The organism is Staphylococcus sp. NRL 16/872 (assembly GCF_022815905.2).
Taxonomy (GTDB): domain Bacteria; phylum Bacillota; class Bacilli; order Staphylococcales; family Staphylococcaceae; genus Staphylococcus.
The window spans coordinates 1638353-1659125 of record NZ_CP119327.1; the positions used below are offsets into that span (position 1 = coordinate 1638353).

The window sequence follows — 20773 nt, forward strand, 5'->3', positions numbered from 1 at the left end:
TTAATCCTCCTATACCTTCTTGCCCTTGTTATTAAGTCGTACGCCTTGTACAAAAATATTAATTGAATTTACTTTGAGATTTAATGAGTGTTCTAATGTGTATTTTACGGATGATTGAACGTTATTCGCTACTTCAGATATTTTCACACCATAACTCACGATAATATACATATCGATGTCAATCACGCCATTATTTTCCTTAACAATAATGCCTTTAGCATAATTTTCATGGCCTAATATTTCAGCAATGCCATCTCTCACTTGTTGTCTAGATGCCATACCTACTATTCCGTAACTTTCAACTGCTTTACTACCCACTACTGATGCGATTACTTCATTTGAAATATCTATTTTGCCATAGTCATTTGAGATTTCTATTGTCATCTTCCTATTCCTCCTGAATTATGGTTAAAATGACGTTAATTTTAAAGAAACTACACTCAGATTATAGACTAATTCTTTCAGTCATTTACAGTATGTACATGCGTCTACAATCTACACTTTATTTATACATTGAATATCACTTTTACTTCATAATCAAATAATTGAATTACTTTAAGATGTGTTACATAACTCCTCAGCTTACAATTATACCATAATTTAAAGATTTCAAAACATTTAAGTTAAAATACATTTTATTTTATTGCTTTAATATTTAATCTGTGGTATCTTAGTAAAGTATATAAGTAGTCAAGTGTATTTATATTTATTAAAGGAGGTACTTTGATGGGTAAACAATGTTTCGTAACAGGTCGTAAAGCATCGACTGGTAACAATCGTTCACACGCTTTAAATGCGAACAAACGTAGATTTAATGCTAACCTTCAAAAAGTTAGAATTTTAGTTGACGGAAAACCTAAAAAAGTTTGGGTTTCTGCGCGTGCTTTAAAATCTGGTAAAGTTACTAGAGTTTAATAAATATAATGCACAAAAAATGCCTTCATATGTGGTGAAGGCATTTTTTATGTCTAAATTTTATTGTGATGAATGTTAGTGTTATAAATCTTTACTTCTCATTTGTAGTACTTGGCCATTTTCGATATTGATATGCGCAATTGGGTCTTTGACTTCATTAGAAATGGTTAATGTAGAACCAATTTCTAAATGTTGATGCTGAAGATTATATTTAAACCCTTTTAACGTCAAAGTTACTTCTCCGTTTACTGGAATAAAAGATACGTATTTATAAGCCGCAGACTTTTCAATCTTATGTATACCAAGATTTAATAATTGAATCTCATTTTGTCGATCAACTACGATTATTTTTATTTGTTTTTCAGAATAAATGGGTTTCAACAAAATTTGAAGCATCCCCATAAAGTGATCTAAACGTCCACCAGTTGCTCCAAAAATATAAATTTCATTATAGCCTCGTTGTACTGCTTCGTCGACACCAAGTGCTAAATCAGTATCATCTTTTTCTGCTTTAACCGGATGAATATCAAGCGTTTCTTTTAAACGTTTTCTTTCTTCATCAGTTACCGAATCGAAATCACCTACTGTGAATTTAGGGATAATTTGATGATTAGTAAGTATCAAAGTACCTCTATCGATGCCACTCCAATCCACATCTTGCATATTATTAAATATATCCTGCGGTAAATGTCTATCTCCACAAAGTAAATTGATTCTCATATCAATCAGCCTTTCAATTGTTGCGTAACTTTTTTATAATCATCTTGTTTAAAGAAATATGATCCAGTCACAAACATAGTAGCACCATTTTCTGCACATATTTGAATCGTTTCGTCATTAATGCCACCATCTACTTCAATGTCAAAATGCAATGCCGAAGATTCTCTTATGTCACGTAATAGTCTCACTTTAGTTGCACAAGCTTCTATAAATGATTGTCCACCGAAGCCTGGATTTACCGTCATAATTAATACGTAATCAATCATTTCTAAAATAGGCATTAATACTTCCACTGGTGTGCCAGGATTAATCACAACACCTGCTTTTTTACCAGTATTTTTAATCATTTGTAACGCACGATGAATATGAGGTGTTGCTTCTACATGAATTGAAATCATATCAGCACCATGCTCAGCAAAAGTTTCAATATATTGTTCAGGGTTCTCAATCATTAAATGGACATCAATTGGAAGATGAGTAACACTACGTACGGCGTCTAAAATAGGCAAGCCAATAGAAATATTCGGCACAAACTGTCCATCCATTACATCAAAGTGCAAGCCATCTACTTGAGCTTCTTCTAATAAAGCAATTTCATTTTTTAAATTTAAAAAGTCTGCTGATAATAGCGAAGGATATATTCTTCTCATTAATATCTAACCTTTCTATTAGAAATTTCATTGAATAATTGAAGATAATGGTCATAACGGAATTGTGGTAAATGACCGTCATCTAATTGATGTTTTACATTACATTGAGGTTCTTTAATATGGTTACAATTTCTAAATTTACATTGCTCACCGTAGTTATCAATATCGATGAAATAATGTTTCAAATCATCTTTTTCAATATGATCGAAATCTAAAGCACTAAACCCGGGAGTATCAGCTATGAAGCCATTCCCTCTTTCAAACAATTCTACATGTCGTGTAGTGTGTTTACCACGGTTAAGCGATTTCGATATGTCATTCGTTTCAAGATTTAGTTCAGGATTAAATGTATTGATAAATGTTGATTTACCTACACCAGATTGCCCACTTAAAACTATTAACCCATTAGGCCATGAAGCAACGACATCGCTTTTATCAGAGTCCTTACCGACAAATTGGATATTATACCCGATAGATTTATAATTAGTTAATAATGATTCAATATATTCAATTTGTGCTTTTGATGCTAAGTCTTTCTTTGTAACTAATATGCTTGGCGCTAAGTCATAAGAATGTGCAATGACTAAGAATCGATCTAATAACTGTGTTGAAAACTCAGGTTCTACTGCACTCATCACTATAATTAAGCCATCAATATTGCTTACTGGCGGACGTTTTAAAGCGTTACGTCGATCATGTACATGATGAATATACCCTTCATCTATGTTTTGAATATCAAAATCTACAATATCACCCACAATAGGAGAAAACTTTTTCTTTCTAAATAGACCTCGTGGTTTAGTATTATATAATTTTCCTTCTACATCTACTTGATAAACGCCACTTACTAATTTAATAATACGTCCAGTCTCCAAAATGACACCTCTTGTCTTATATTTATAATTACATATTATAGCAAAATGTGAATGAATATTCTAAGTTAGAGTTAAAAGGTGTTATTAATACTATAGTTTACATAATTTATTTATAGTTGAATTTTAAAATTATAAAAAAGCCTCAAAGTGATTACGACATACTTTCAAAATCACTTTGAGACTGATATTATCAATCTTTATTGAAACAATATTAGTAATAAATATCTTTATCTGCGACGACTTTACCATCTACTCTAATAGTATAGCCAGCTGATGTCCCTTTTTCAATTGCTAAAGGAATTGATACCGTTTTATCATTAGTAATGGAGTACGTTTGAATAGCACTTGTACCACTATTATTTTTATCTCTTACGTATACTTGAACTTTTTGACTTTTATTATCTTCTCCAGTATAGGGTATTGTATATGTTTCATTATAGTTTTTTATATCTGCGGTATCTTTCGAATCATCACTTTTTTCTTGTGACTCATTCTTTTTATTATCTTCTTCGTCTTTGCTATCCTTACTATTTTCTTTATCTACACTATCATTGTCATCTTTCTTGTCATCTTTCTTATCATCTTTCCCCTTAGAAACAGTGAGATGGATGATGCTACCTTCGTTTACTTGGGTATTTTTAGGCGTTTGAGAAATAACTTTGCCTTTTTTAATATCGTTGTTAAATGCTTCAGATATTTCAACTTTCAATCTGTTTTTTTCCAATTCTTTTTTGGCAATTTGATAATCTTTATTCTCATAGTTTTTAACATAAACTTTCTTCACACCTAAAGACTCTATTAATACAATGTGATGATCATTTACTTTTACATCACTATCAGGATCAATATTTTGACGCGCAATACTACCTTTTGGAATTTGATTATTATATTCTTGTTGAATTGAAATATTATTTAATTTTAATCCTTTAAGTTCATTGACTGCTTCGTCTTTTTTCATCCCGATAACATTAGGCATTTTAGCGCGTTCAGGGCCTTTTGAAAGAACAATATCAACTTTGTCATGTTGATTAATCCTTTCACCCGCTTTTGGTGTAGATTTTGTAATTTTATTTTCAGGATATGTATCACTATATTCACGTGAAATGTTACCAATTTCTAAATGGGACTTACGCAACAATTTTTCTGCTTCTTTTTCTGTTTTACCAGTTAAGTCTGGCATTTCAGAGTACTTATCGCCAAACATACCTATCGCTATAAAACCGAATAAACTTATTAAAAGAAAAAGTAAAATCAATGCAATAACAATTTTTTTCTTCCTAGAACGTTTTTTAGGTGATGGTTCAAAAATATGATTTTCACCAGTTTGATATAGAGGGCTGTTAACAATAGGAATTTGCATGGTTTGTGCAATATTTTTCTTAGCATTCTCTTCTTGTAATTTATCTTTAATTTCATTTTTATTAATAGGAACTGTTTTTTTCTCATCATTTTCAAGCGTATGTTTTTTTTCATTTACGCGACTTGAAACTAATACACTGCTTAAGTCCTCTCTCATTTCACTTATACTTTGATAACGATGTGTTGGATTTTTAGCAGTTGCCTTTAATACAACATTACTTAGCGATTGAGGGACGTCTTGTCTTTTATCTGTCACATTGGGAATAGATTCTTGAATATGCTTTATTGCAATACTGACAGCTGTTTCACCATTAAATGGTGGATGACCAAGAAGCATTTCATATAGTACTATCCCAATTGAATAAATATCAGTTGTTTCATTTGTTGCTTCGCCTTTTGCTTGCTCAGGTGATAAATATTGTACTGTGCCTAGGACATGGTTAGTTTGTGTCATAGCAGTCTCACTAAGTGCTTTAGCAATACCAAAATCAAATATTTTTAATGTTTTATTTTTATCTATTAAAATATTTTGGGGTTTAATGTCCCTATGTACAATACGTTTTTCATGCGCTTGTTGCACACCTTTTAAAATTTGATCAATATAATTAATTGCCGTATCAATACTTAGTGGTCCATGGCTATGTATATATTCAGAAAGCGTTGGTCCATCAATATACTCCATAACGAGAAAAAAACATTCTTCTTCTTCATCTACATCATAGACTTCAACGATATTTTTATGAATTAATTGCGTAGCGTTGTTAACTTCTCTTTCAAAACGACGCATCGTTTCATCTTTTTCATTCTGTGGGATGGAAATTGCTTTAATAGCTACTTTTCGCTGCAAAATTGTATCTTCTGCAAGATAAACAATACTCATTCCACCGCCACCAAGTTTATCTATCACTTTATAGCGCTCACTAATTAACTTTCCTATCATACATTATCACCTTCAATAGCTGCTAATAGCACGCTAATATTATCTTTAGAACGATGATATAACGCTAATTGAATTAACTGATTACCATGTTCTTCAAGTGATAATGATTCACTTAACGCTTCTAAAATACGTGCTTCTCTTACATAATCTGTAAGGCCATCTGACGCTAATAAAAGGTAATCATAATAACTAAAACGTTTAATAAACACATCAGGGTTAACACGTCTATCTGTACCCATCACCTTAGTAATAATGTTACGTTGAGGATGAGACCATGCTTCCTCCTCAGTTATTTGTCCTGTCATTACTAAATGATTAACAAATGAATGATCATGCGTAATTTGTTCTATTTGTCTTGTACTAATGAGATAAGCTCTAGAATCTCCAATATTGGCCACTACTAATTTCTTATCGAAGACAAGTGCACAGACACATGTTGTGCCCATGCCTTTATAGTCTTCATGACTTTGAGCATACTCAAATAGATCACGATTTATATCTTTTAAAGTCAAACGCAACCAAGTTTCTGCTTGCTCGAACTCAATAAAGTTTTCATTTTCAAAGCGTTTTTGAAGTTCGTAAGTAACAAACTGGCTTGCAATTTCTCCTGCTTTATGACCACCCATGCCATCGCATAATACTAATAGTTGTTGGTGGGTTTGGTTATAAAAAATACCTCCTGCATCTTCATTCTTATCTCTATGTTGTCCAGTATCTGTGAAAAATTGTGCGTTTAACATTTTGATTACCTCGTTTCTACTTGTCGTTCCTTAGCTCTTAATTGTCCACATGCTGCATCAATATCGGCACCTTGTTCACGTCTAATCGTAGCATTTATGCCGAGTCTTTTTAATTCTTTTTCAAATTTAAAAATATCATCTTTTGGTGTCTTTACATAATTACGTTCTGGAACATGGTTAACAGGTATTAAATTGACATGGCAATTTAAATCTTTAATTAGATGCGCTAAATCACGAGCGTGTTCTAATTGGTCATTAACGCCTCCAAACAAACCATATTCAAAGGTAACACGACGATTTGTCTTTTCTTGATAGTATTTAATCGCTTCCATTAACTTATCTACATGATAAGCACGGTTAATAGGCATTAATTTTGAACGTATCTCGTCTTTCGCTGCATGTAAACTTACAGCAAAGTTGATTTGAATATCTTCTTCCGCAAAATCATAAATACGTGGAATAATACCTGACGTTGAAACCGTAATGTGACGAGCACCGATATTTAAACTATTATCGTCATTGACTATTCGTAAAAAGTCCATCATTTCATCGTAGTTTTCAAATGGTTCGCCAATTCCCATGATAACAATTTGAGAAACGCGTTCGTTTGTAGCATCTAACGCTTTTTGTACAGTTAATACTTGAGAAACAATTTCTCCCGCTTCTAAGTTACGTTTTAATCCTCCTAATGTAGAGGCACAGAATGTACAACCAATGCGACAACCTACTTGTGTTGTTACACAAACAGAATTACCGTAATCATGACGCATTAATACTGTTTCAATTGTATAACCGTCTTGTAATTCAAATAAGAATTTAATCGTACCATCTTTACTTTCTTGTTTGACTACGGTAGTCAACGTTGTCATAGCAAAGTTGTCTTTTAATACTTGGCGTAAATCTTTAGATAAGTTCGTCATCTCATCAATACTATTTACGCGTTTTTGATATAACCATTCAAAAATTTGTTTCGCTCTAAATTTCTGTTGACCATGCTCAACTAACCACTCTTGCATTTCATCGAATCTTAAAGAATAGATTGATTGTTTATCGAAATCAGGCAAGAATTTATTTTTCTTCTTTTTTTCAGCAGTTATCATCTTAACTTTCCTTTCTTTTTATTTTAGTTATGAAAAATCCATCTGAATCAAAGTCTTGGGGTAAAATTTGTAACGTTTTGACTTGTTCTCCACTTATTGGATGTGTAATAGGCTCAAATTCAAACTCTTTATTACGTTTTAAGAAAGTATAAATCACATTCTCATTTTCAAGTTGCTCTATCGTACACGTTGAATAAACAAGTGTACCTCCAGGCTTTAAGTTACCTTTTACATTGTCTAATATCTCGAGTTGTAATTCAACTAAGTCATTAATACTTTGTTGAGATTGTACATATTTGATTTCTGGCTTATGTTTCAATACACCTAGTCCACTACAAGGTGCATCCACTAAAATTTTGTCATACATACCTTTATAGGGTGTTGTAGCATCATGATCAAATGTTGTTATATTCTTAAGTTGTAATTTTTTAATATTTTCTTTGATTAAACCAATTTTATGCTTATGAACATCTGTCGCCTCAACGTGACCATTTGGCGACAATAGTTCTGCCATATGACATGCTTTGCCTCCCGGTGCACTACATGCGTCTAAAATTTCATCATTAGGTTCCACATCCATGAAATAGCCCACAAACATTGAACTTTTATCCTGAATTGAGATAAGTCCTTCTTTAAATGCTAATGCCTCTACCACTGGTTTACCTTTTAAATGTAAACAGTATGGAATGATATTATCTATTTCAACTTCGTAACCTTCATCTTGTAAACGTGCTACCATTTCTCCAGGACTAATTCGACTCGTATTAACTCTTACTGTATTCGCAGTTTGATGTAGAAACGCATTGGCAATTTTATGCGTTTGTTCCACACCATGGTGTGTAATCCAATGTTCAATAATCCACTTCGGAACACTATATTGAATAGACATACGTTGCTTTTCATTTTTAATAGTATCGATTCTAGGTAAATCGCTTCTGAAAATTGTTCTTAAAATACCATTTACTATATTACCATTGTGAGGGCCACCACGACGTTTTGCGATATCTACAGCCTCATTAATAATGGCATGATTAGGCACTTTATCTAAGTAAACATATTGATATAAACTCATCCACAGTAGTTGTCTTACCCAGCCTTTTACTTTTGTTTTAATAAAAGGTTTCAAATAAAAATCTAATGTTAATTTACGTTTTATCGTACCATAAACTAATTCTGTGAAAAGAGGTTTATCAATAGAAGATATTTCCTCATTAGACAGTATTTCGTTAATCTTTAAGTTACTATACGCATTATCATTTAATATATCTTGAATAGCTTGAAACGCTAGTTCTCTCACTGTTTGTGTCATACCAATGTTTTCCCAACTAGAGATTCTTGCACGCCACTTAAGTAATTACTTACTAACATACGTTTTTTCCCTGCTAATTGAATATCTGTTAATGCTATAGCATCATCTGAACCTGTACCAACTATAATTGCTTTTTTAGTCGTTTCAATAATTTGTCCTGGTTCACCTTTTTTACCTTCAATAATATGAGCAGCAAATAGTTTTAAGTTTGTGTCATCCATCTTAGTATAAGCTACTGGCCATGGCGACAATCCTCTAATGTGGTTATGAACATCTTGTGCTGATTTCGTCCAATCAATACGCTCATCTTCTCTGCTAATATTTGAAGCGAAACTAGCCTTTGCATCGTCTTGAGGAATACTATCATTCGTTCCTTCAATAATTGAGGGTAATGTTTCTTTTAATAAATCGGCACCTAAGAAACTTAATTTGTCATGCATTGTTCCTACGTTATCATCTTGCTCAATATCAATCGCTTTTTGAGAAATAATATTACCAGCATCTAATTTTTTTACCATATACATAATCGTGATACCAGTCTGTTTCTCTCCATCAATAATCGCTTGGTGAATAGGTGCACCACCGCGATATTTTGGTAATAGTGAGGCGTGAACATTGATAGCACCTTTTTTAGGTAAGTTTAATAAACTTGCAGGCAATAGCTGACCAAATGCGGCAGTTACAATTAAATCTGGGTCGAGGCTCAATAATGTTGTTAGTTCCTCTGAATCTTTAAGTTTTTCAGGTTGATAAACTGGTATCTCATGCGCTTGAGCTACTTTTTTAACTGGGGGCGGCGTTAGCACACGTTTACGTCCAACTGGTCTATCTGGTTGAGTAACGACTGCGATAACCTCATGCTCTGCAATTAACATTTCTAATACTTTTGTTGAAAAATCAGGTGTTCCCATAAAAATTATTTTACTCATTTTCAAAATACGCCTCCACTTCTTCTTCGGTTAATACTTTCTTAGCACGTTCTGTAAATAACATGCCATTTAATTGATCGACAATGTGTAATATCATGCGTGCCACATCATCATAGGCAGTCAATTCTATTTTATTTCCCTCTAAATCATTACCTTCTACTGTAATCATTTTACTACGTTCTACTTCTGCATATACACCAGGTAAATTCACAGAACCTTCTAAGTCAGTTATTTTTTCAGCTGATTCAGATTTAATCACAGGGTTAACAAGTTGTAATAACCCTTCTAATTCCATATCAATCATCGCTACTTGCTTACTAATTCCTATTTGTGGTGCACTCAATGCAGATGCTTCTTCAGCGTATAGCGTATCTTCAATATCTAATAATAAATCTTTTAATACATCATCAAATTGTGTTACGGGTTGTGCTTTTTTAGTTAATACAGGATGCGTAGATTGGACTAATTTTTGTATCGCCATAATGTATGCTCCTCCTGAAAAAATTCATCATATTATTATAACTTAATTCAAATTGAATTGCGACCTTAGACTGAAATTAACACTGAATAGATTGGTATCAATTGCATTTAAATTCGATATCATTAAAATAGTAAGTAAGAAGGAATAAAATAAAAAGAAGATGGGAGGTGTCTTTATAATGGAAGTAAACAAAATCATCTATATCGTTTTAGCTGTATTTCTAGGTAGTTTCGGTGTTCACAAATTTTATGCAGGTAAAAATATGTCAGGCATTTTACATTTAGCATTCTTCTGGACAGGTATTCCACATATTATCGCTATTATTAGCGCAATCTTAACATTACTCAGACCTGCCGATGAAAATGGTAACGTAGTAATGTAGACTATTTATAAAAAGTTACGCTACAGAGTTGATGCTCTGTAGCGTAACTTTTAATTTATTTTAAGAATAAACAATATAATCGAAACAACAATTGCCAATACACTTATAATAGTTGGAATTACAAAACGTATATCAGCAACATGTTTTTTATAAACTTCTTCTTTAATTTGAAACATCATGTTTTGAATGGTTAAATTTAACTCTTCATAATTACTTTCTATCTTATGACTTAATTTTTCTTCCACGTTTAAAATATGTTGGGTTAACTTTTGTTCCACATTATCGATACGCTGAGTTAATGTTTGTTCCACATTATCAATTTTTTGATCAAGTCTTAGCTCGACATTATCTATTTTCTCACTAAGTCTTGACTCAGTTTTGTTGATTTTATCTTCAAGATGATTAAATCTTGAATCAACATCTTCTTTAAATTCCTCAAATGCTTTGGTGCCGACGTATTTTTCTTCAACCATAGCGGTCATCCTCCATTATTAAAATGCCAAGTGCTTACAGTGATGTGAATTTTCTAGATGCTTTAATGACATAGAATAATTAATGGTAAATTAAACATTGCGTTTTAGCGACATACTACGCTCTAATTTAAATTACATTTTACACCTTTGCATATTTTTTATCTACTAGAAAAACTCGACAATTTCATCACATCATTATTTGAGGGTTAATATCAATTTTCAAGGATAATTTATCTTTCATGTAAGCTTCATGATAGTAATCATCTAAGTATTGTAATGCTTTAAGCAACTCTGGCTCACGTTTATATTTAACAAGAATTTGGAAACGATGTTCATTATTAATACGTGCTATAGCTGCTGGAGATGGTCCTAACACTAAAGCTTTATCTGTTAAATGTTGTAACAACACTTGATGAACGTGTTTTGACGCTTCCATCACTTTTTTCATATTTTTATGCGTAATTGTAAAATTAATTAAAAAGTAATATGGTGGATATTTTCCTATTTTTCGAAATTCCATTTCTTTTTGATAAAACGTTAAATAATCATTTTGTCGTACATCTTCAATAGCATAGTGTTTCGGATTATATGTCTGAATAATAACTTTCCCTGGTTTTTCATGACGCCCAGCTCGACCTGACACTTGAGTTAATAATTGGTATGTCCGTTCACTTGCTCTGAAATCAGGCAAATTTAACATAGTATCGGCATTAAGTACGCCTACCAATGTAATATTAGGATAGTCTAAGCCCTTCGCAATCATTTGCGTACCTAATAAGATATCGCCTTTGCCCTTTTCAAAATCCGTAAGTAATTTCTCATGTGCACCTTTACGCGATGTGGTATCTACGTCCATACGAATAATACGTGCTTCTTCAAATTCCTGTTGTAAAATTTCTTCTACACGTTGTGTCCCTGTACCCACTTGACGAATATGGGGACTCTCACAGTTAGGACATATATTAGGTGGCGTTTCTTGATAACCACAATAATGACACTTTAACTGATCCGTTGTTTTGTGATAGGTGAGCGAAATATCGCAATGAGGGCATTGAGGAACATAACCACAATCACGACATAACATGAATGATGCATATCCCCGACGATTTAAGAATAATACGATTTGTTCACTTTTATTCAAACGGTCTTGAATCGCTTCACGCAATTCATTTGAGAACATGGAACGGTTACCTGAACTTAATTCTTCTCGCATATCAATAATATCAATTGAAGGTAAAGCTTGTTGATTCACTCTAGTAGGCAATGTTAAAAGTTGATATACATTCTTTTCAGCACGAGCATACGATTCCAGACTTGGCGTTGCACTTCCTAGCACTAACGGACAGTTATGATAACGACTACGCCATTCAGCAATATCACGCGCATGGTAGCGCGAATAATCTTCTTGTTTGTAAGTTGATTCATGCTCTTCATCAATAATAATAATGCCTATATTTTTAAAAGGCGCGAAAATACTTGAACGCGCGCCTACACTTACTTGCGCTCTTCCGTCTCTAATTTTTTGCCATTCATCGTAGCGTTCTCCATTTGATAAACCTGAATGAAGCACGGCAACATCATCCCCAAAACGACGTTTAAAACGTAAAACCATTTGTGGTGTTAACGCAATTTCAGGTACTAACATCATGGCTTGTTGTCCTTTATTAAGCACCTCTTCAATAGTTTGTAAGTAGACTTCTGTCTTCCCTGAACCAGTAACACCATGTAATAAGAACGTACGCTGTTGTTCTCCATCAATAGTTGTTTTGATTTGTTTAAATGCCATTTCTTGTTCTTGCGTTAATGTACGTTTGTCTTCCCTTTCAAAAATACGGTCTGCAAATGGATCACGTTCTACTTCAGCATCATATTTTTCAATAAACCCTTTTTTGACAAGACTATCAATACTTGATTTTGAAAATCCCATTTCTTCTAAATCTTTAAGAAAAACCGTCTTATGTTGTTCATCTAATAAGAAAGCATACACATCGTATTGCTTCATGGATTTTTCTAGCAATGCCAGTACTTCATCAGGATTATAGTCATCAAGAATACGAACCGCTCTTTGCATTTTTTTACTAGTGTTTTGAGATAACAATGTTACTTCTTGAACGATACCTTCTTTGAGTAAATTATTTAGCACCGGCAAGTGGTTATTTTTTTGCGCATCTTTATATTTATAATGCCCTTTTGAATCAAAATATTTTAAAAGGTCTTCTTCCATGTCATTATGTTTTACAACTTCAAACACTTTTGTATATTTTGCCTTAATTGCGCTAGGTAACATTGCTTCAAGCACAGAAATACTCTTAGACACATGAGAATAACTGAGCCATTCACTTAATTGTATTAATTCAGGCGTTAATTCTGGACGTATATCTTGAACTTCTTTAATTTCTTTTAGCTTTTGAAGGTCAATATCTTCACTTGGTTGCGACTGAATATCCATAACATAGCCTTGAATTGTTCGAGGCCCAAATGGAACGATAACTCTAACGCCAACTTGTATAAACTCTTCTAAATTTTTAGGTACAAGATAGTCAAACTTAAAATCTACACTTTTAGAAGGTACATCTACAATGACCTTTGCAATCATTATTGCCACCTAGTTTCTAATATATCTAAAATTTGTTGAGCTAATTGCACTTTTTTCCCTTTCTTAATACTGTGCATCTCACCGTTTTTAAAATGCATCGTTAATTCATTATCATCGGATTTGAAACCAATGGATTGGTCGCCTACATTATTTGAAATAATAACATCTGCATTCTTGCGCTTTAATTTGTCTTGTGCATACTTTTCAACATTTTGTGTTTCTGCAGCAAAACCTACTAAATATTGGTGTGTTTTATGTTCACCTAAATATTTTAATATATCTTTAGTACGCTTAAAAGTGACTGATAAATCCCCTTCTTGCTTTTTCATCTTTTGATCTAATACTTGTGTAGGCGTATAATCTGACACTGCCGCTGCTTTCACTACAATATCTTGTTCTGCATAGCGTTGTGTTACCGCTTGAAACATTTCTTCCGCGCTTTCAATATGGATAACCTGTATCCCAGTTGGATCCTCTAATTGAGTAGGACCAGTAACTAATGTTACATGCGCGCCACGATCACGTAAGGCTTGGGCAATTGCAAATCCCATCTTTCCAGAAGAACGATTTGAAACAAAACGGACTGGGTCAATTACTTCTACTGTAGGTCCCGCTGTAACTAGTGCATGCTTACCAGTGAAGCTACTATGTTGAATGTGTTGTTGTTGTTTAAAATAATCGTTAAGAACACTTACAATTTGTAGCGGTTCTTCCATTCTTCCTTTTGCCACATAACCGCACGCTAAGAAACCATCACCAGGCTCAATAAAGTGATATCCATCTGATTTAAGCACCTCAATATTACGCTGCGTACGTGGGTTCTCATACATATGTACATTCATCGCTGGCGCTATAAATTTAGGTGTTTCAGTAGCTAACAGCGTAGACGTAACCATATCATCAGCAATGCCTACACTCAATTTAGCAATTATATTGGCAGTAGCTGGTGCTACTATAATCGCATCAGCCCAATCTCCTAGTGCCACATGTTGAATTTCTTGAGGATTCTCTTCTTTAAAAGTACTCGTGTAAACTGGATTTCTACCAATAGCTTGAAACGCTAAGGGTGTTACGAATTCTTGAGCATGATCTGTAAGCATAACTCTTACATCGTAACCAGCTTGTGTTAACTTACTTGTTAAATCAATTGCTTTATAAGCTGCAATCCCACCTGTTACGGCGAGTAGAATGTGTTTCATAATCGGCTTTCTCCCTTACTTTTTTCGTTTATTAAATAGGTTTTTACATTAAATTAATTATACACAAATCAGTCGAATAATTAAAAACACACACCCTAGCAAAATGAATGAATCATTTAATGTAAGGTGTGCGAATCTTTTTATTATAGTCTCACAAATTAATACTAATTTATGAATTTTAAAATTATTTAAACGCTAAACTTATGCGTAAAAATCATCTGGATATTCAGGTTCAATTTTACCATTAGCAATTTCTTCTAATGCTTGTCCAACTGGTTTAGCTGAATGATAACCATTTAATAAAGCTGTTTCTGGTTTTTCATCTAATTCACGTGCACGCTTAGCTGCAGTCGTAGCAATTAAGTATTTAGAATTAATTTTTGATTGTAATTGATTTAAAGGTGGGTTTAACATTATTTTTTTGCCTCCAATAACATTTTTCTATATATAGCTTCTACGCGTTCTCTTTTTAAATGCTCCGCTTCAACAATCGATTGAATACGTTGTTTGGCTAACTCTACTTCATCATTAACGACAACATAGTCGTAAAGATTCATCATTTCCACTTCTTTACGTGCTTCATTAACTCTGCTTTGAATTTTTTCATCAGATTCTGTGCCTCGCCCAACTAAACGTTCTCTCAAATGGTCTAGGCTTGGCGGTGCAAGGAAGATAAATAATGCGTCAGGAAATTTCTTTCTTACTTGCTTTGCCCCTTCTACTTCAATCTCTAAAAATACGTCATGTCCAGCTTCCATAGTATCTTTAACATATTGTACAGGTGTGCCATAATAATTCCCTACATATTCGGCATATTCAATAAATTGATCTTCCTGAATTAACGCTTCGAATTCTTCTTTCGTTTTAAAAAAGTAATCTACACCATCAACTTCTCCTTCGCGCATGTTACGTGTAGTCATTGAGATAGAGTACTTATATGATGTAGTTGGATCGTCAAATATCTCTTTACGAACAGTTCCTTTACCTACTCCTGAAGGACCTGAAAGAACGATTAGTAATCCTTTTTCATTATCCATGCCTTACGACCTCTCTAAGCTATTCTTCTATTATTTAAATATAATATCACATTGAGGAATGAATTGTATAGAGTGAGAACGACAAACTTAAATCATGACGCTATGATTTTGCCATGTTACAATATAATGAATGAAAAAATTGAAGGTGGAAATTAATTATGGCATACGATGGCTTATTTACTAATAAAATAGTAGACTCACTACAATTTCTAGTTTCTGGTAGAATTCACAAAATTAATCAACCAGAAAACGACACAATAATTATGATTGTACGACAAAATCGTAAAAACCATCACTTATTATTATCAATACATCCAAGCTTTTCAAGAATGCATTTAACTAATAAAAAATACGATAATCCATTTAATCCACCTATGTTTGCACGTGTATTCCGTAAGCATTTAGAAGGTGGCATTGTTAAAGCGGTGCGTCAAATCGGGAATGACCGACGCGTAGAAATTGACGTCGAAAGTAAAGATGAAATTGGTGACACGATTAATCGTACTGTCATTCTTGAAATAATGGGTAAACATAGTAACCTCATTTTAGTGGATGAAAATTATAAAATTATTGAAGGATTTAAACATCTGACGCCTAATACTAACCAATATCGTACAGTAATGCCTGGCTTCCAATATGATGCGCCTCCTACGCAAAATAAAATCAACCCATTTGAAATGGATGGGCAAGACGCATTAAAACATATTGATTTTAATAGTGGTAAAATTGCGAAACAATTATTAACGACATTTGAAGGATTTAGTCCTTTAATTACAAATGAAATTGTCGACCGTTATCAATTTATGACTTCTGACACTTTACCTAAAGCATACGATGAAGTAATGGAACAAACACGTCAGGAACCTGTACCTATTTTTCATAAAAATCATGAAACGGGCAAAGAAGATTTCTACTTTATGAAACTCAAACAGTTCCAAGATGATGCCGTGATTTATGATTCATTACATGACTTATTAGATCGTTTTTATGATGCGCGTGGTGAACGAGAAAGAGTGAAACAACGTGCAAATGATTTAGTGCGCTTTGTTCAACAACAACTTCAAAAACAACAACACAAATTAAGTAAATTAGTTGATGAATACGAAGGTGCGAAAGATAAGGATACGCAACAATTATATGGTGAGCTCATTACAGCAAATATTTACCGTATTAAACAAGGTGATGAGTCTGTCACTGCGCTGAATTACTATACTAATGAAGAAGTGACTATTCCTTTAAATCCAACGAAGTCTCCTTCTGTAAATGCGCAATATTATTATAAGCAGTATAACCGCATGAAAACGCGTGAACGAGAACTTGATCATCAGATTAAATTAACGCGTGAAAATATTGATTACTTCGCTAATATTGAACAACAACTGGAACATATTACAGTGAACGAGATAGATGATATTAGAGATGAATTAGCTGAACAAGGCTTTATGAAGCAACGTAAAAATGTTAAGAAGAAGAAAAATGAAAAGATTCAACTTCAAACGTATCTTTCAACCGATGGAGATACGATATTAGTTGGTAAAAACAATAAGCAAAATGATTATTTAACGAATCGTAAGGCGCAAAAATCTCATATTTGGTTCCATACGAAAGATATACCAGGCTCTCACGTGGTGATTTTAAATGATGCGCCTAGTGAGCAAACGATTAAAGAAGCAGCAATGATAGCGGGTTACTTCTCTAAAGCAGGTAACTCTGGACAAATACCAGTGGATTATACTGAAATTCGAAATGTTCATAAACCTTCAGGTGCGAAACCTGGTTTCGTCACATATGATAATCAAAAAACACTTTTTGCTACGCCTGATTACGATAAAATCCAAAGCATGAAACAAAAATAGTAAAGTATAAGAAGGAATATCCACGTTATAAATTGCATATAACGTGGATATTTTTTTGATTAATTGAAAGTAGTTCTTAGATAGATATTCACTTGTTTAAGTTGTTACGCTTTCCGGTGGGAAAGGCTCAAGCCTGTAGTCTTGTAAAGCAGTTCTTAAATGGATTGACATTACACTTAAGTTGAGATGCTTGCCTAGGGGGCTGGGTCGAGCCACGGTCTCGACACTCATCCTGCTCCCTTAGGCGTCACTCAACTACGTTTCGTTATCTATCTTAGAACTTCTTACGTAAGTGTTTGAACACTTACGTTCATTGATAACCTGCTCCCATACTCTCTCCCCAGCTTGCTTTGTTTGTAGACTTTCTATGCGAAAGTCTCTTTGCTGGGGCCCCGCGCTCAACTACGTTCCATTATCCATTTTAGAACTACTTACCTAAGTGCTATAGCACTTAGGTTCATTAATAATTAGCATAGGAGTCTTCACAACTACACTTCGTAATCTACCTTAGAACTACTTACGTAAGTGTTGAACACTTACGTTCATTACTAATCTATCTCACATACTGCCTCACAATACATCTCCAATTACTCAATAGAATTTCTTATCTGCGTACTATAACATTTAGATTTATTAAAACTACTACTTACTTAGTATCTTACAATTACTTTTCACTACTCATTTAAAAATTATCTTTCTTTAAGTATATAAAGTGTTTTTAAATTTATACACAAAAAGGCACTTTCGCATATTTTATTTATCGTTAAACAAAATTTGCAAAGTGCCTTATATTTTAAGATGAAATTACATAATCTAATTTATTTTTCTGGTAAAGCTAGTTGGAAGCTTACGCCAAATTTATCTTGTACCCAAGCAAATTCTCTGAATGGTGGCATTGCTGTTTTAGGCATTAAAATAGCGCCTTCTTTTTTTAATCCGCTAAATAAACGTTCCATTTCCATCGCATTATCTACAGTGATATATAATGAAATTGATGGGTTCATAGGAATGTCTTCCCCATTATCGGCATCAATAGCCATGAATACTTGACCATTTAAAGTGAAAATAAAATGTTGCACTGTACCTGGCACACCCGGGCCTTCTTCTCCATATTTCACCATAGTTAGAATTTCACTATTTTCAAATAAGCTTGTATATAAATTAATCGCTTCTTCAGCTTGATTATTAAACATTAAAAATGTTGTTATTTTAGGTATTTCCATGATAATCCCCCTACGTTTTTCTTTATGTTCACATTATTATTTTAAACTAATTATTAGTAATTTAACAAAATTTCCATCCAAACCAGATAGTTTCTAAAACTTAATTTTTTGACTTATTGCGTTTTATCGTTACAATTAAGTAAAGTTAAATTGGAGGCTCTTCACAATGATGCATTTTCTTATCCCCCTATTATCTATGGTTATTGTGTTATTAATAGGCTGGGTTTTAATTAAAATTTTTATTCGTTAATATTATGAGTTGGATACATTTAAACGCCATGAGAGGACGCGCTCATTGGCGTTATTTTCTTTTATAAAAAAATGGTACATATACGACTATGTCTGGTTACAAACGAGCGTCGTAATATATACCACTTTGTCTTTTAAATTTCGCCTTTTTGACGTAATTTTTCTTTTGCTTTTTTGAAAAAGTCAATTGTATGTTCGAAAGCTTCCATGTTTGTGGGTTTGCTTTCATTCTTGATGCTTTCAATACTTTCATCAATCGTTAGTGTATGGTCTGGGGTTTTAAAATTATGTTCACTATATAAAAAATCATTTACATGTTTCATCTTAGTATAAAAATGATTTTTCTCTTTTTCAGTAGTCACTATCCACTACCCCCTTTAGACATAGCTTATTATAAGTTGTCTCTCCAATCAACTAATGTTTGAATATCCTCTTCAGAAATTTGACCTTCTTCACGAGCTACTTCGATTAATTCATTATAGTTACTTAATGTATAGAAAGGTACACCAATGTCTTTAAACATTTTATCCGCTTTAGCTAAACCATAAGTGAAAATAGCTACTACACCTACTACTTCAGCACCTGCTTCTTGTAAAGCTTCTACTGCTGTAATTGATGATCCACCAGTTGAAATTAAATCTTCCACTACTACTACTTTTTTACCTTTACTTTGAGCACCTTCGATTTGATTTTGTTTACCATGACTTTTACTTTTAGAACGTACATAGTTCATTGGTAAATTTAACTTTTCAGAGATATAAGCAGCATGAGGAATACCAGCTGTTGCAGTACCTGAAACAATCTCAACACCATCAAATTTATCAGTGATTAATTGACTTAAGCCATCGCGAATTGCTTCACGCACTTCAGGATAACCTAATGTCACGCGGTTATCGCAATAGATAGGTGATTTAATACCAGAACTCCACGTATATAAATCGTTTGGTGATAATGTAACTGCTTCAATATCTAATAATGATTTCGCAATGTTTTTTGCCATCTTAACCTAACCAACTTTCTTTAATATTTTTATAACTTTCTACTGGATTTTGACTTTGCGTAATTGGACGTCCAACTACAATATGTGTTGCCCCTAATTGTTTAGCATCTTCTGGTGTAGTAATCCTCTTTTGATCATTAACCGCTGCCCCTTGTGGTCTGATCCCTGGTGTTACTTTTAAAAAGTCTGAACCTAACTCATTTGTTAATAATTCCGCTTCTAGTGGTGAACATACCACACCGTCGAGTCCAGCTTTCTGTGTTAATTTCGCATAATTCAATACGGCTTCTTCAATTGTCGTTTGAATATTTTGTTCATTATGCAACATTTCTTCAGTAGTAGAAGTTAATTGAGTTACCGCTATAATCTTTGTACCTTTACTATATTTACGTAAACCGCGTACAGCTGCTTCCATCATTTGTGTACCCCCAGCAGCATGCACATTAACTAAATCTACATCAAGTTTACCTAAGCCTTCCATTGCTTTTTCCACTGTATTAGGAATATCGTGCAATTTAAGGTCTAGAAAGATATCATGTCCACGTGACTTAATCGTTTTAATTAAATCTGGCCCTGCTTGGTAAAATAATTCCATACCAATCTTCACAAACAGTGGTTCATCAAATTGATCAAGAAATGTGTTTACTTTATCTGCAGATTCGAAATCTAAAGCGATAATTGGTAAATCTTTCATTTAAAAGCTCCTTTTGAAAATGAACGACGAGAGCAGTGTAAGCTCA

Annotated in this window: 22 protein-coding genes; 3 read left to right on the forward strand and 19 right to left on the reverse strand. The window is 33.3% G+C overall.

Annotated elements, in window-relative coordinates; translation table 11 throughout:
- Positions 1 to 9: 9 nt before the first annotated feature.
- Positions 10 to 384: an Asp23/Gls24 family envelope stress response protein gene (locus MT340_RS08135; RefSeq protein ID WP_243603748.1), complete on the reverse strand. Its 375-nt coding sequence runs from the start codon at positions 382 to 384 to the stop codon at positions 10 to 12.
- A gap of 342 nt (positions 385 to 726) precedes the next feature.
- On the opposite strand from MT340_RS08135, the gene rpmB reads away from it, so the two are divergent.
- A complete protein-coding gene (gene rpmB / locus MT340_RS08140) occupies positions 727 to 915 on the forward strand; it encodes a 50S ribosomal protein L28 (RefSeq protein ID WP_103297877.1) in 189 nt (62 codons plus the stop codon).
- 81 nt (positions 916 to 996) lie between these two features.
- Here rpmB and MT340_RS08145 read toward each other — a convergent pair whose 3' ends face one another.
- From MT340_RS08145 to MT340_RS08185, 9 genes are all read right to left on the reverse strand, one after another.
- Positions 997 to 1635 (reverse strand): thiamine diphosphokinase, encoded by a 639-nt coding sequence (locus tag MT340_RS08145; protein WP_243589513.1) that lies wholly within the window; start codon positions 1633 to 1635, stop codon positions 997 to 999.
- Between the two features lie 5 nt (positions 1636 to 1640).
- Positions 1641 to 2285 carry a ribulose-phosphate 3-epimerase gene (rpe, locus tag MT340_RS08150; RefSeq protein ID WP_243589514.1) on the reverse strand — a complete coding sequence of 215 codons (645 nt, stop codon included), beginning with the start codon at positions 2283 to 2285 and terminating at the stop codon, positions 1641 to 1643.
- A complete protein-coding gene (rsgA, locus tag MT340_RS08155) occupies positions 2285 to 3160 on the reverse strand; it encodes a ribosome small subunit-dependent GTPase A (RefSeq protein ID WP_243589515.1) in 876 nt (291 codons plus the stop codon). Before rsgA ends, rpe begins: the two co-directional genes overlap by 1 nt.
- A gap of 211 nt (positions 3161 to 3371) precedes the next feature.
- The gene (pknB, locus tag MT340_RS08160) at positions 3372 to 5459 is read right to left on the reverse strand and encodes a Stk1 family PASTA domain-containing Ser/Thr kinase (protein ID WP_243589516.1); all 2088 of its coding nucleotides are present in this window, start codon (positions 5457 to 5459) and stop codon (positions 3372 to 3374) included.
- Complete coding sequence (locus MT340_RS08165) at positions 5456 to 6199, reverse strand: Stp1/IreP family PP2C-type Ser/Thr phosphatase (protein ID WP_243589517.1); 744 nt, start codon at positions 6197 to 6199, stop codon at positions 5456 to 5458. Before MT340_RS08165 ends, pknB begins: the two co-directional genes overlap by 4 nt.
- Positions 6200 to 6204: 5 nt before the next feature.
- Positions 6205 to 7299, reverse strand: a complete 1095-nt coding sequence (rlmN, locus tag MT340_RS08170; RefSeq protein ID WP_243589518.1) for a dual-specificity RNA methyltransferase RlmN — start codon at positions 7297 to 7299, stop codon at positions 6205 to 6207.
- Position 7300: 1 nt separating this feature from the next.
- Positions 7301 to 8608, reverse strand: coding sequence for a 16S rRNA (cytosine(967)-C(5))-methyltransferase RsmB (gene rsmB / locus MT340_RS08175; protein WP_243589519.1), 1308 nt, complete (start codon positions 8606 to 8608; stop codon positions 7301 to 7303).
- On the reverse strand, positions 8605 to 9537 hold the full coding sequence (gene fmt, locus MT340_RS08180; RefSeq protein ID WP_243603749.1) for a methionyl-tRNA formyltransferase: 933 nt from the start codon (positions 9535 to 9537) through the stop codon (positions 8605 to 8607). Before fmt ends, rsmB begins: the two co-directional genes overlap by 4 nt.
- A complete protein-coding gene (locus MT340_RS08185) occupies positions 9530 to 10018 on the reverse strand; it encodes a peptide deformylase (protein WP_243603750.1) in 489 nt (162 codons plus the stop codon). Before MT340_RS08185 ends, fmt begins: the two co-directional genes overlap by 8 nt.
- Positions 10019 to 10196: 178 nt before the next feature.
- Between MT340_RS08185 and MT340_RS08190 the strand changes: the two genes are divergently transcribed.
- Positions 10197 to 10400, forward strand: a complete 204-nt coding sequence (locus MT340_RS08190; RefSeq protein WP_243589521.1) for a TM2 domain-containing protein — start codon at positions 10197 to 10199, stop codon at positions 10398 to 10400.
- Positions 10401 to 10450: 50 nt separating this feature from the next.
- Here MT340_RS08190 and MT340_RS08195 read toward each other — a convergent pair whose 3' ends face one another.
- The 5 genes from MT340_RS08195 to gmk all read right to left on the reverse strand — a co-directional run bounded on the left by MT340_RS08195 (position 10451) and on the right by gmk (position 15705).
- The gene (locus MT340_RS08195; RefSeq protein ID WP_243589522.1) at positions 10451 to 10873 is read right to left on the reverse strand and encodes a hypothetical protein; all 423 of its coding nucleotides are present in this window, start codon (positions 10871 to 10873) and stop codon (positions 10451 to 10453) included.
- Between the two features lie 187 nt (positions 10874 to 11060).
- Positions 11061 to 13469, reverse strand: coding sequence for a primosomal protein N' (gene priA / locus MT340_RS08200; RefSeq protein ID WP_243589523.1), 2409 nt, complete (start codon positions 13467 to 13469; stop codon positions 11061 to 11063).
- Positions 13469 to 14668: a bifunctional phosphopantothenoylcysteine decarboxylase/phosphopantothenate--cysteine ligase CoaBC gene (coaBC, locus tag MT340_RS08205; protein ID WP_243603751.1), complete on the reverse strand. Its 1200-nt coding sequence runs from the start codon at positions 14666 to 14668 to the stop codon at positions 13469 to 13471. The genes priA and coaBC overlap by 1 nt, the downstream gene beginning before the upstream one ends.
- Before the next feature lie 201 nt (positions 14669 to 14869).
- Positions 14870 to 15082: a DNA-directed RNA polymerase subunit omega gene (gene rpoZ / locus MT340_RS08210; protein WP_103297890.1), complete on the reverse strand. Its 213-nt coding sequence runs from the start codon at positions 15080 to 15082 to the stop codon at positions 14870 to 14872.
- The gene (gene gmk, locus MT340_RS08215; RefSeq protein ID WP_243589525.1) at positions 15082 to 15705 is read right to left on the reverse strand and encodes a guanylate kinase; all 624 of its coding nucleotides are present in this window, start codon (positions 15703 to 15705) and stop codon (positions 15082 to 15084) included. Before gmk ends, rpoZ begins: the two co-directional genes overlap by 1 nt.
- 158 nt (positions 15706 to 15863) lie before the next feature.
- On the opposite strand from gmk, the gene MT340_RS08220 reads away from it, so the two are divergent.
- Positions 15864 to 17561, forward strand: a complete 1698-nt coding sequence (locus tag MT340_RS08220; protein WP_243589526.1) for an Rqc2 family fibronectin-binding protein — start codon at positions 15864 to 15866, stop codon at positions 17559 to 17561.
- A gap of 818 nt (positions 17562 to 18379) precedes the next feature.
- Here MT340_RS08220 and MT340_RS08225 read toward each other — a convergent pair.
- The 4 genes from MT340_RS08225 to pyrF all read right to left on the reverse strand — a co-directional run bounded on the left by MT340_RS08225 (position 18380) and on the right by pyrF (position 20727).
- Entirely contained in the window at positions 18380 to 18784 is a 405-nt protein-coding gene (locus tag MT340_RS08225) for a VOC family protein (RefSeq protein WP_243589527.1), read from the reverse strand.
- A 383-nt stretch (positions 18785 to 19167) separates the two neighbouring features.
- Positions 19168 to 19395: a hypothetical protein gene (locus tag MT340_RS08230; RefSeq protein WP_243589528.1), complete on the reverse strand. Its 228-nt coding sequence runs from the start codon at positions 19393 to 19395 to the stop codon at positions 19168 to 19170.
- A 29-nt stretch (positions 19396 to 19424) separates the two neighbouring features.
- Positions 19425 to 20033, reverse strand: a complete 609-nt coding sequence (gene pyrE / locus MT340_RS08235) for an orotate phosphoribosyltransferase (protein ID WP_103297895.1) — start codon at positions 20031 to 20033, stop codon at positions 19425 to 19427.
- 1 nt (position 20034) lies between these two features.
- A complete protein-coding gene (pyrF, locus tag MT340_RS08240; protein ID WP_243589529.1) occupies positions 20035 to 20727 on the reverse strand; it encodes an orotidine-5'-phosphate decarboxylase in 693 nt (230 codons plus the stop codon).
- Between the last annotated feature and the right edge of the window lie 46 nt (positions 20728 to 20773).

Excerpts from the sequence above, each read along its gene's own strand:
- MT340_RS08135 (WP_243603748.1), bottom strand. The coding sequence starts at position 384 with ATGACAATAGAAATCTCAAATGACTATGGCAAAATAGATATTTCAAAT.
- rpmB (WP_103297877.1), top strand. The coding sequence starts at position 727 with ATGGGTAAACAATGTTTCGTAACAGGTCGTAAAGCATCGACTGGTAAC.
- MT340_RS08145 (WP_243589513.1), bottom strand. The coding sequence starts at position 1,635 with ATGAGAATCAATTTACTTTGTGGAGATAGACATTTACCGCAGGATATA.
- rpe (WP_243589514.1), bottom strand. The coding sequence starts at position 2,285 with ATGAGAAGAATATATCCTTCGCTATTATCAGCAGACTTTTTAAATTTA.
- pknB (WP_243589516.1), bottom strand. The coding sequence starts at position 5,459 with ATGATAGGAAAGTTAATTAGTGAGCGCTATAAAGTGATAGATAAACTT.
- MT340_RS08165 (WP_243589517.1), bottom strand. The coding sequence starts at position 6,199 with ATGTTAAACGCACAATTTTTCACAGATACTGGACAACATAGAGATAAG.
- rlmN (WP_243589518.1), bottom strand. The coding sequence starts at position 7,299 with ATGATAACTGCTGAAAAAAAGAAGAAAAATAAATTCTTGCCTGATTTC.
- rsmB (WP_243589519.1), bottom strand. The coding sequence starts at position 8,608 with ATGACACAAACAGTGAGAGAACTAGCGTTTCAAGCTATTCAAGATATA.
- fmt (WP_243603749.1), bottom strand. The coding sequence starts at position 9,537 with ATGAGTAAAATAATTTTTATGGGAACACCTGATTTTTCAACAAAAGTA.
- MT340_RS08185 (WP_243603750.1), bottom strand. The coding sequence starts at position 10,018 with ATGGCGATACAAAAATTAGTCCAATCTACGCATCCTGTATTAACTAAA.
- MT340_RS08190 (WP_243589521.1), top strand. The coding sequence starts at position 10,197 with ATGGAAGTAAACAAAATCATCTATATCGTTTTAGCTGTATTTCTAGGT.
- MT340_RS08195 (WP_243589522.1), bottom strand. The coding sequence starts at position 10,873 with ATGGTTGAAGAAAAATACGTCGGCACCAAAGCATTTGAGGAATTTAAA.
- priA (WP_243589523.1), bottom strand. The coding sequence starts at position 13,469 with ATGATTGCAAAGGTCATTGTAGATGTACCTTCTAAAAGTGTAGATTTT.
- coaBC (WP_243603751.1), bottom strand. The coding sequence starts at position 14,668 with ATGAAACACATTCTACTCGCCGTAACAGGTGGGATTGCAGCTTATAAA.
- rpoZ (WP_103297890.1), bottom strand. The coding sequence starts at position 15,082 with ATGTTAAACCCACCTTTAAATCAATTACAATCAAAAATTAATTCTAAA.
- gmk (WP_243589525.1), bottom strand. The coding sequence starts at position 15,705 with ATGGATAATGAAAAAGGATTACTAATCGTTCTTTCAGGTCCTTCAGGA.
- MT340_RS08220 (WP_243589526.1), top strand. The coding sequence starts at position 15,864 with ATGGCATACGATGGCTTATTTACTAATAAAATAGTAGACTCACTACAA.
- MT340_RS08225 (WP_243589527.1), bottom strand. The coding sequence starts at position 18,784 with ATGGAAATACCTAAAATAACAACATTTTTAATGTTTAATAATCAAGCT.
- pyrE (WP_103297895.1), bottom strand. The coding sequence starts at position 20,033 with ATGGCAAAAAACATTGCGAAATCATTATTAGATATTGAAGCAGTTACA.
- pyrF (WP_243589529.1), bottom strand. The coding sequence starts at position 20,727 with ATGAAAGATTTACCAATTATCGCTTTAGATTTCGAATCTGCAGATAAA.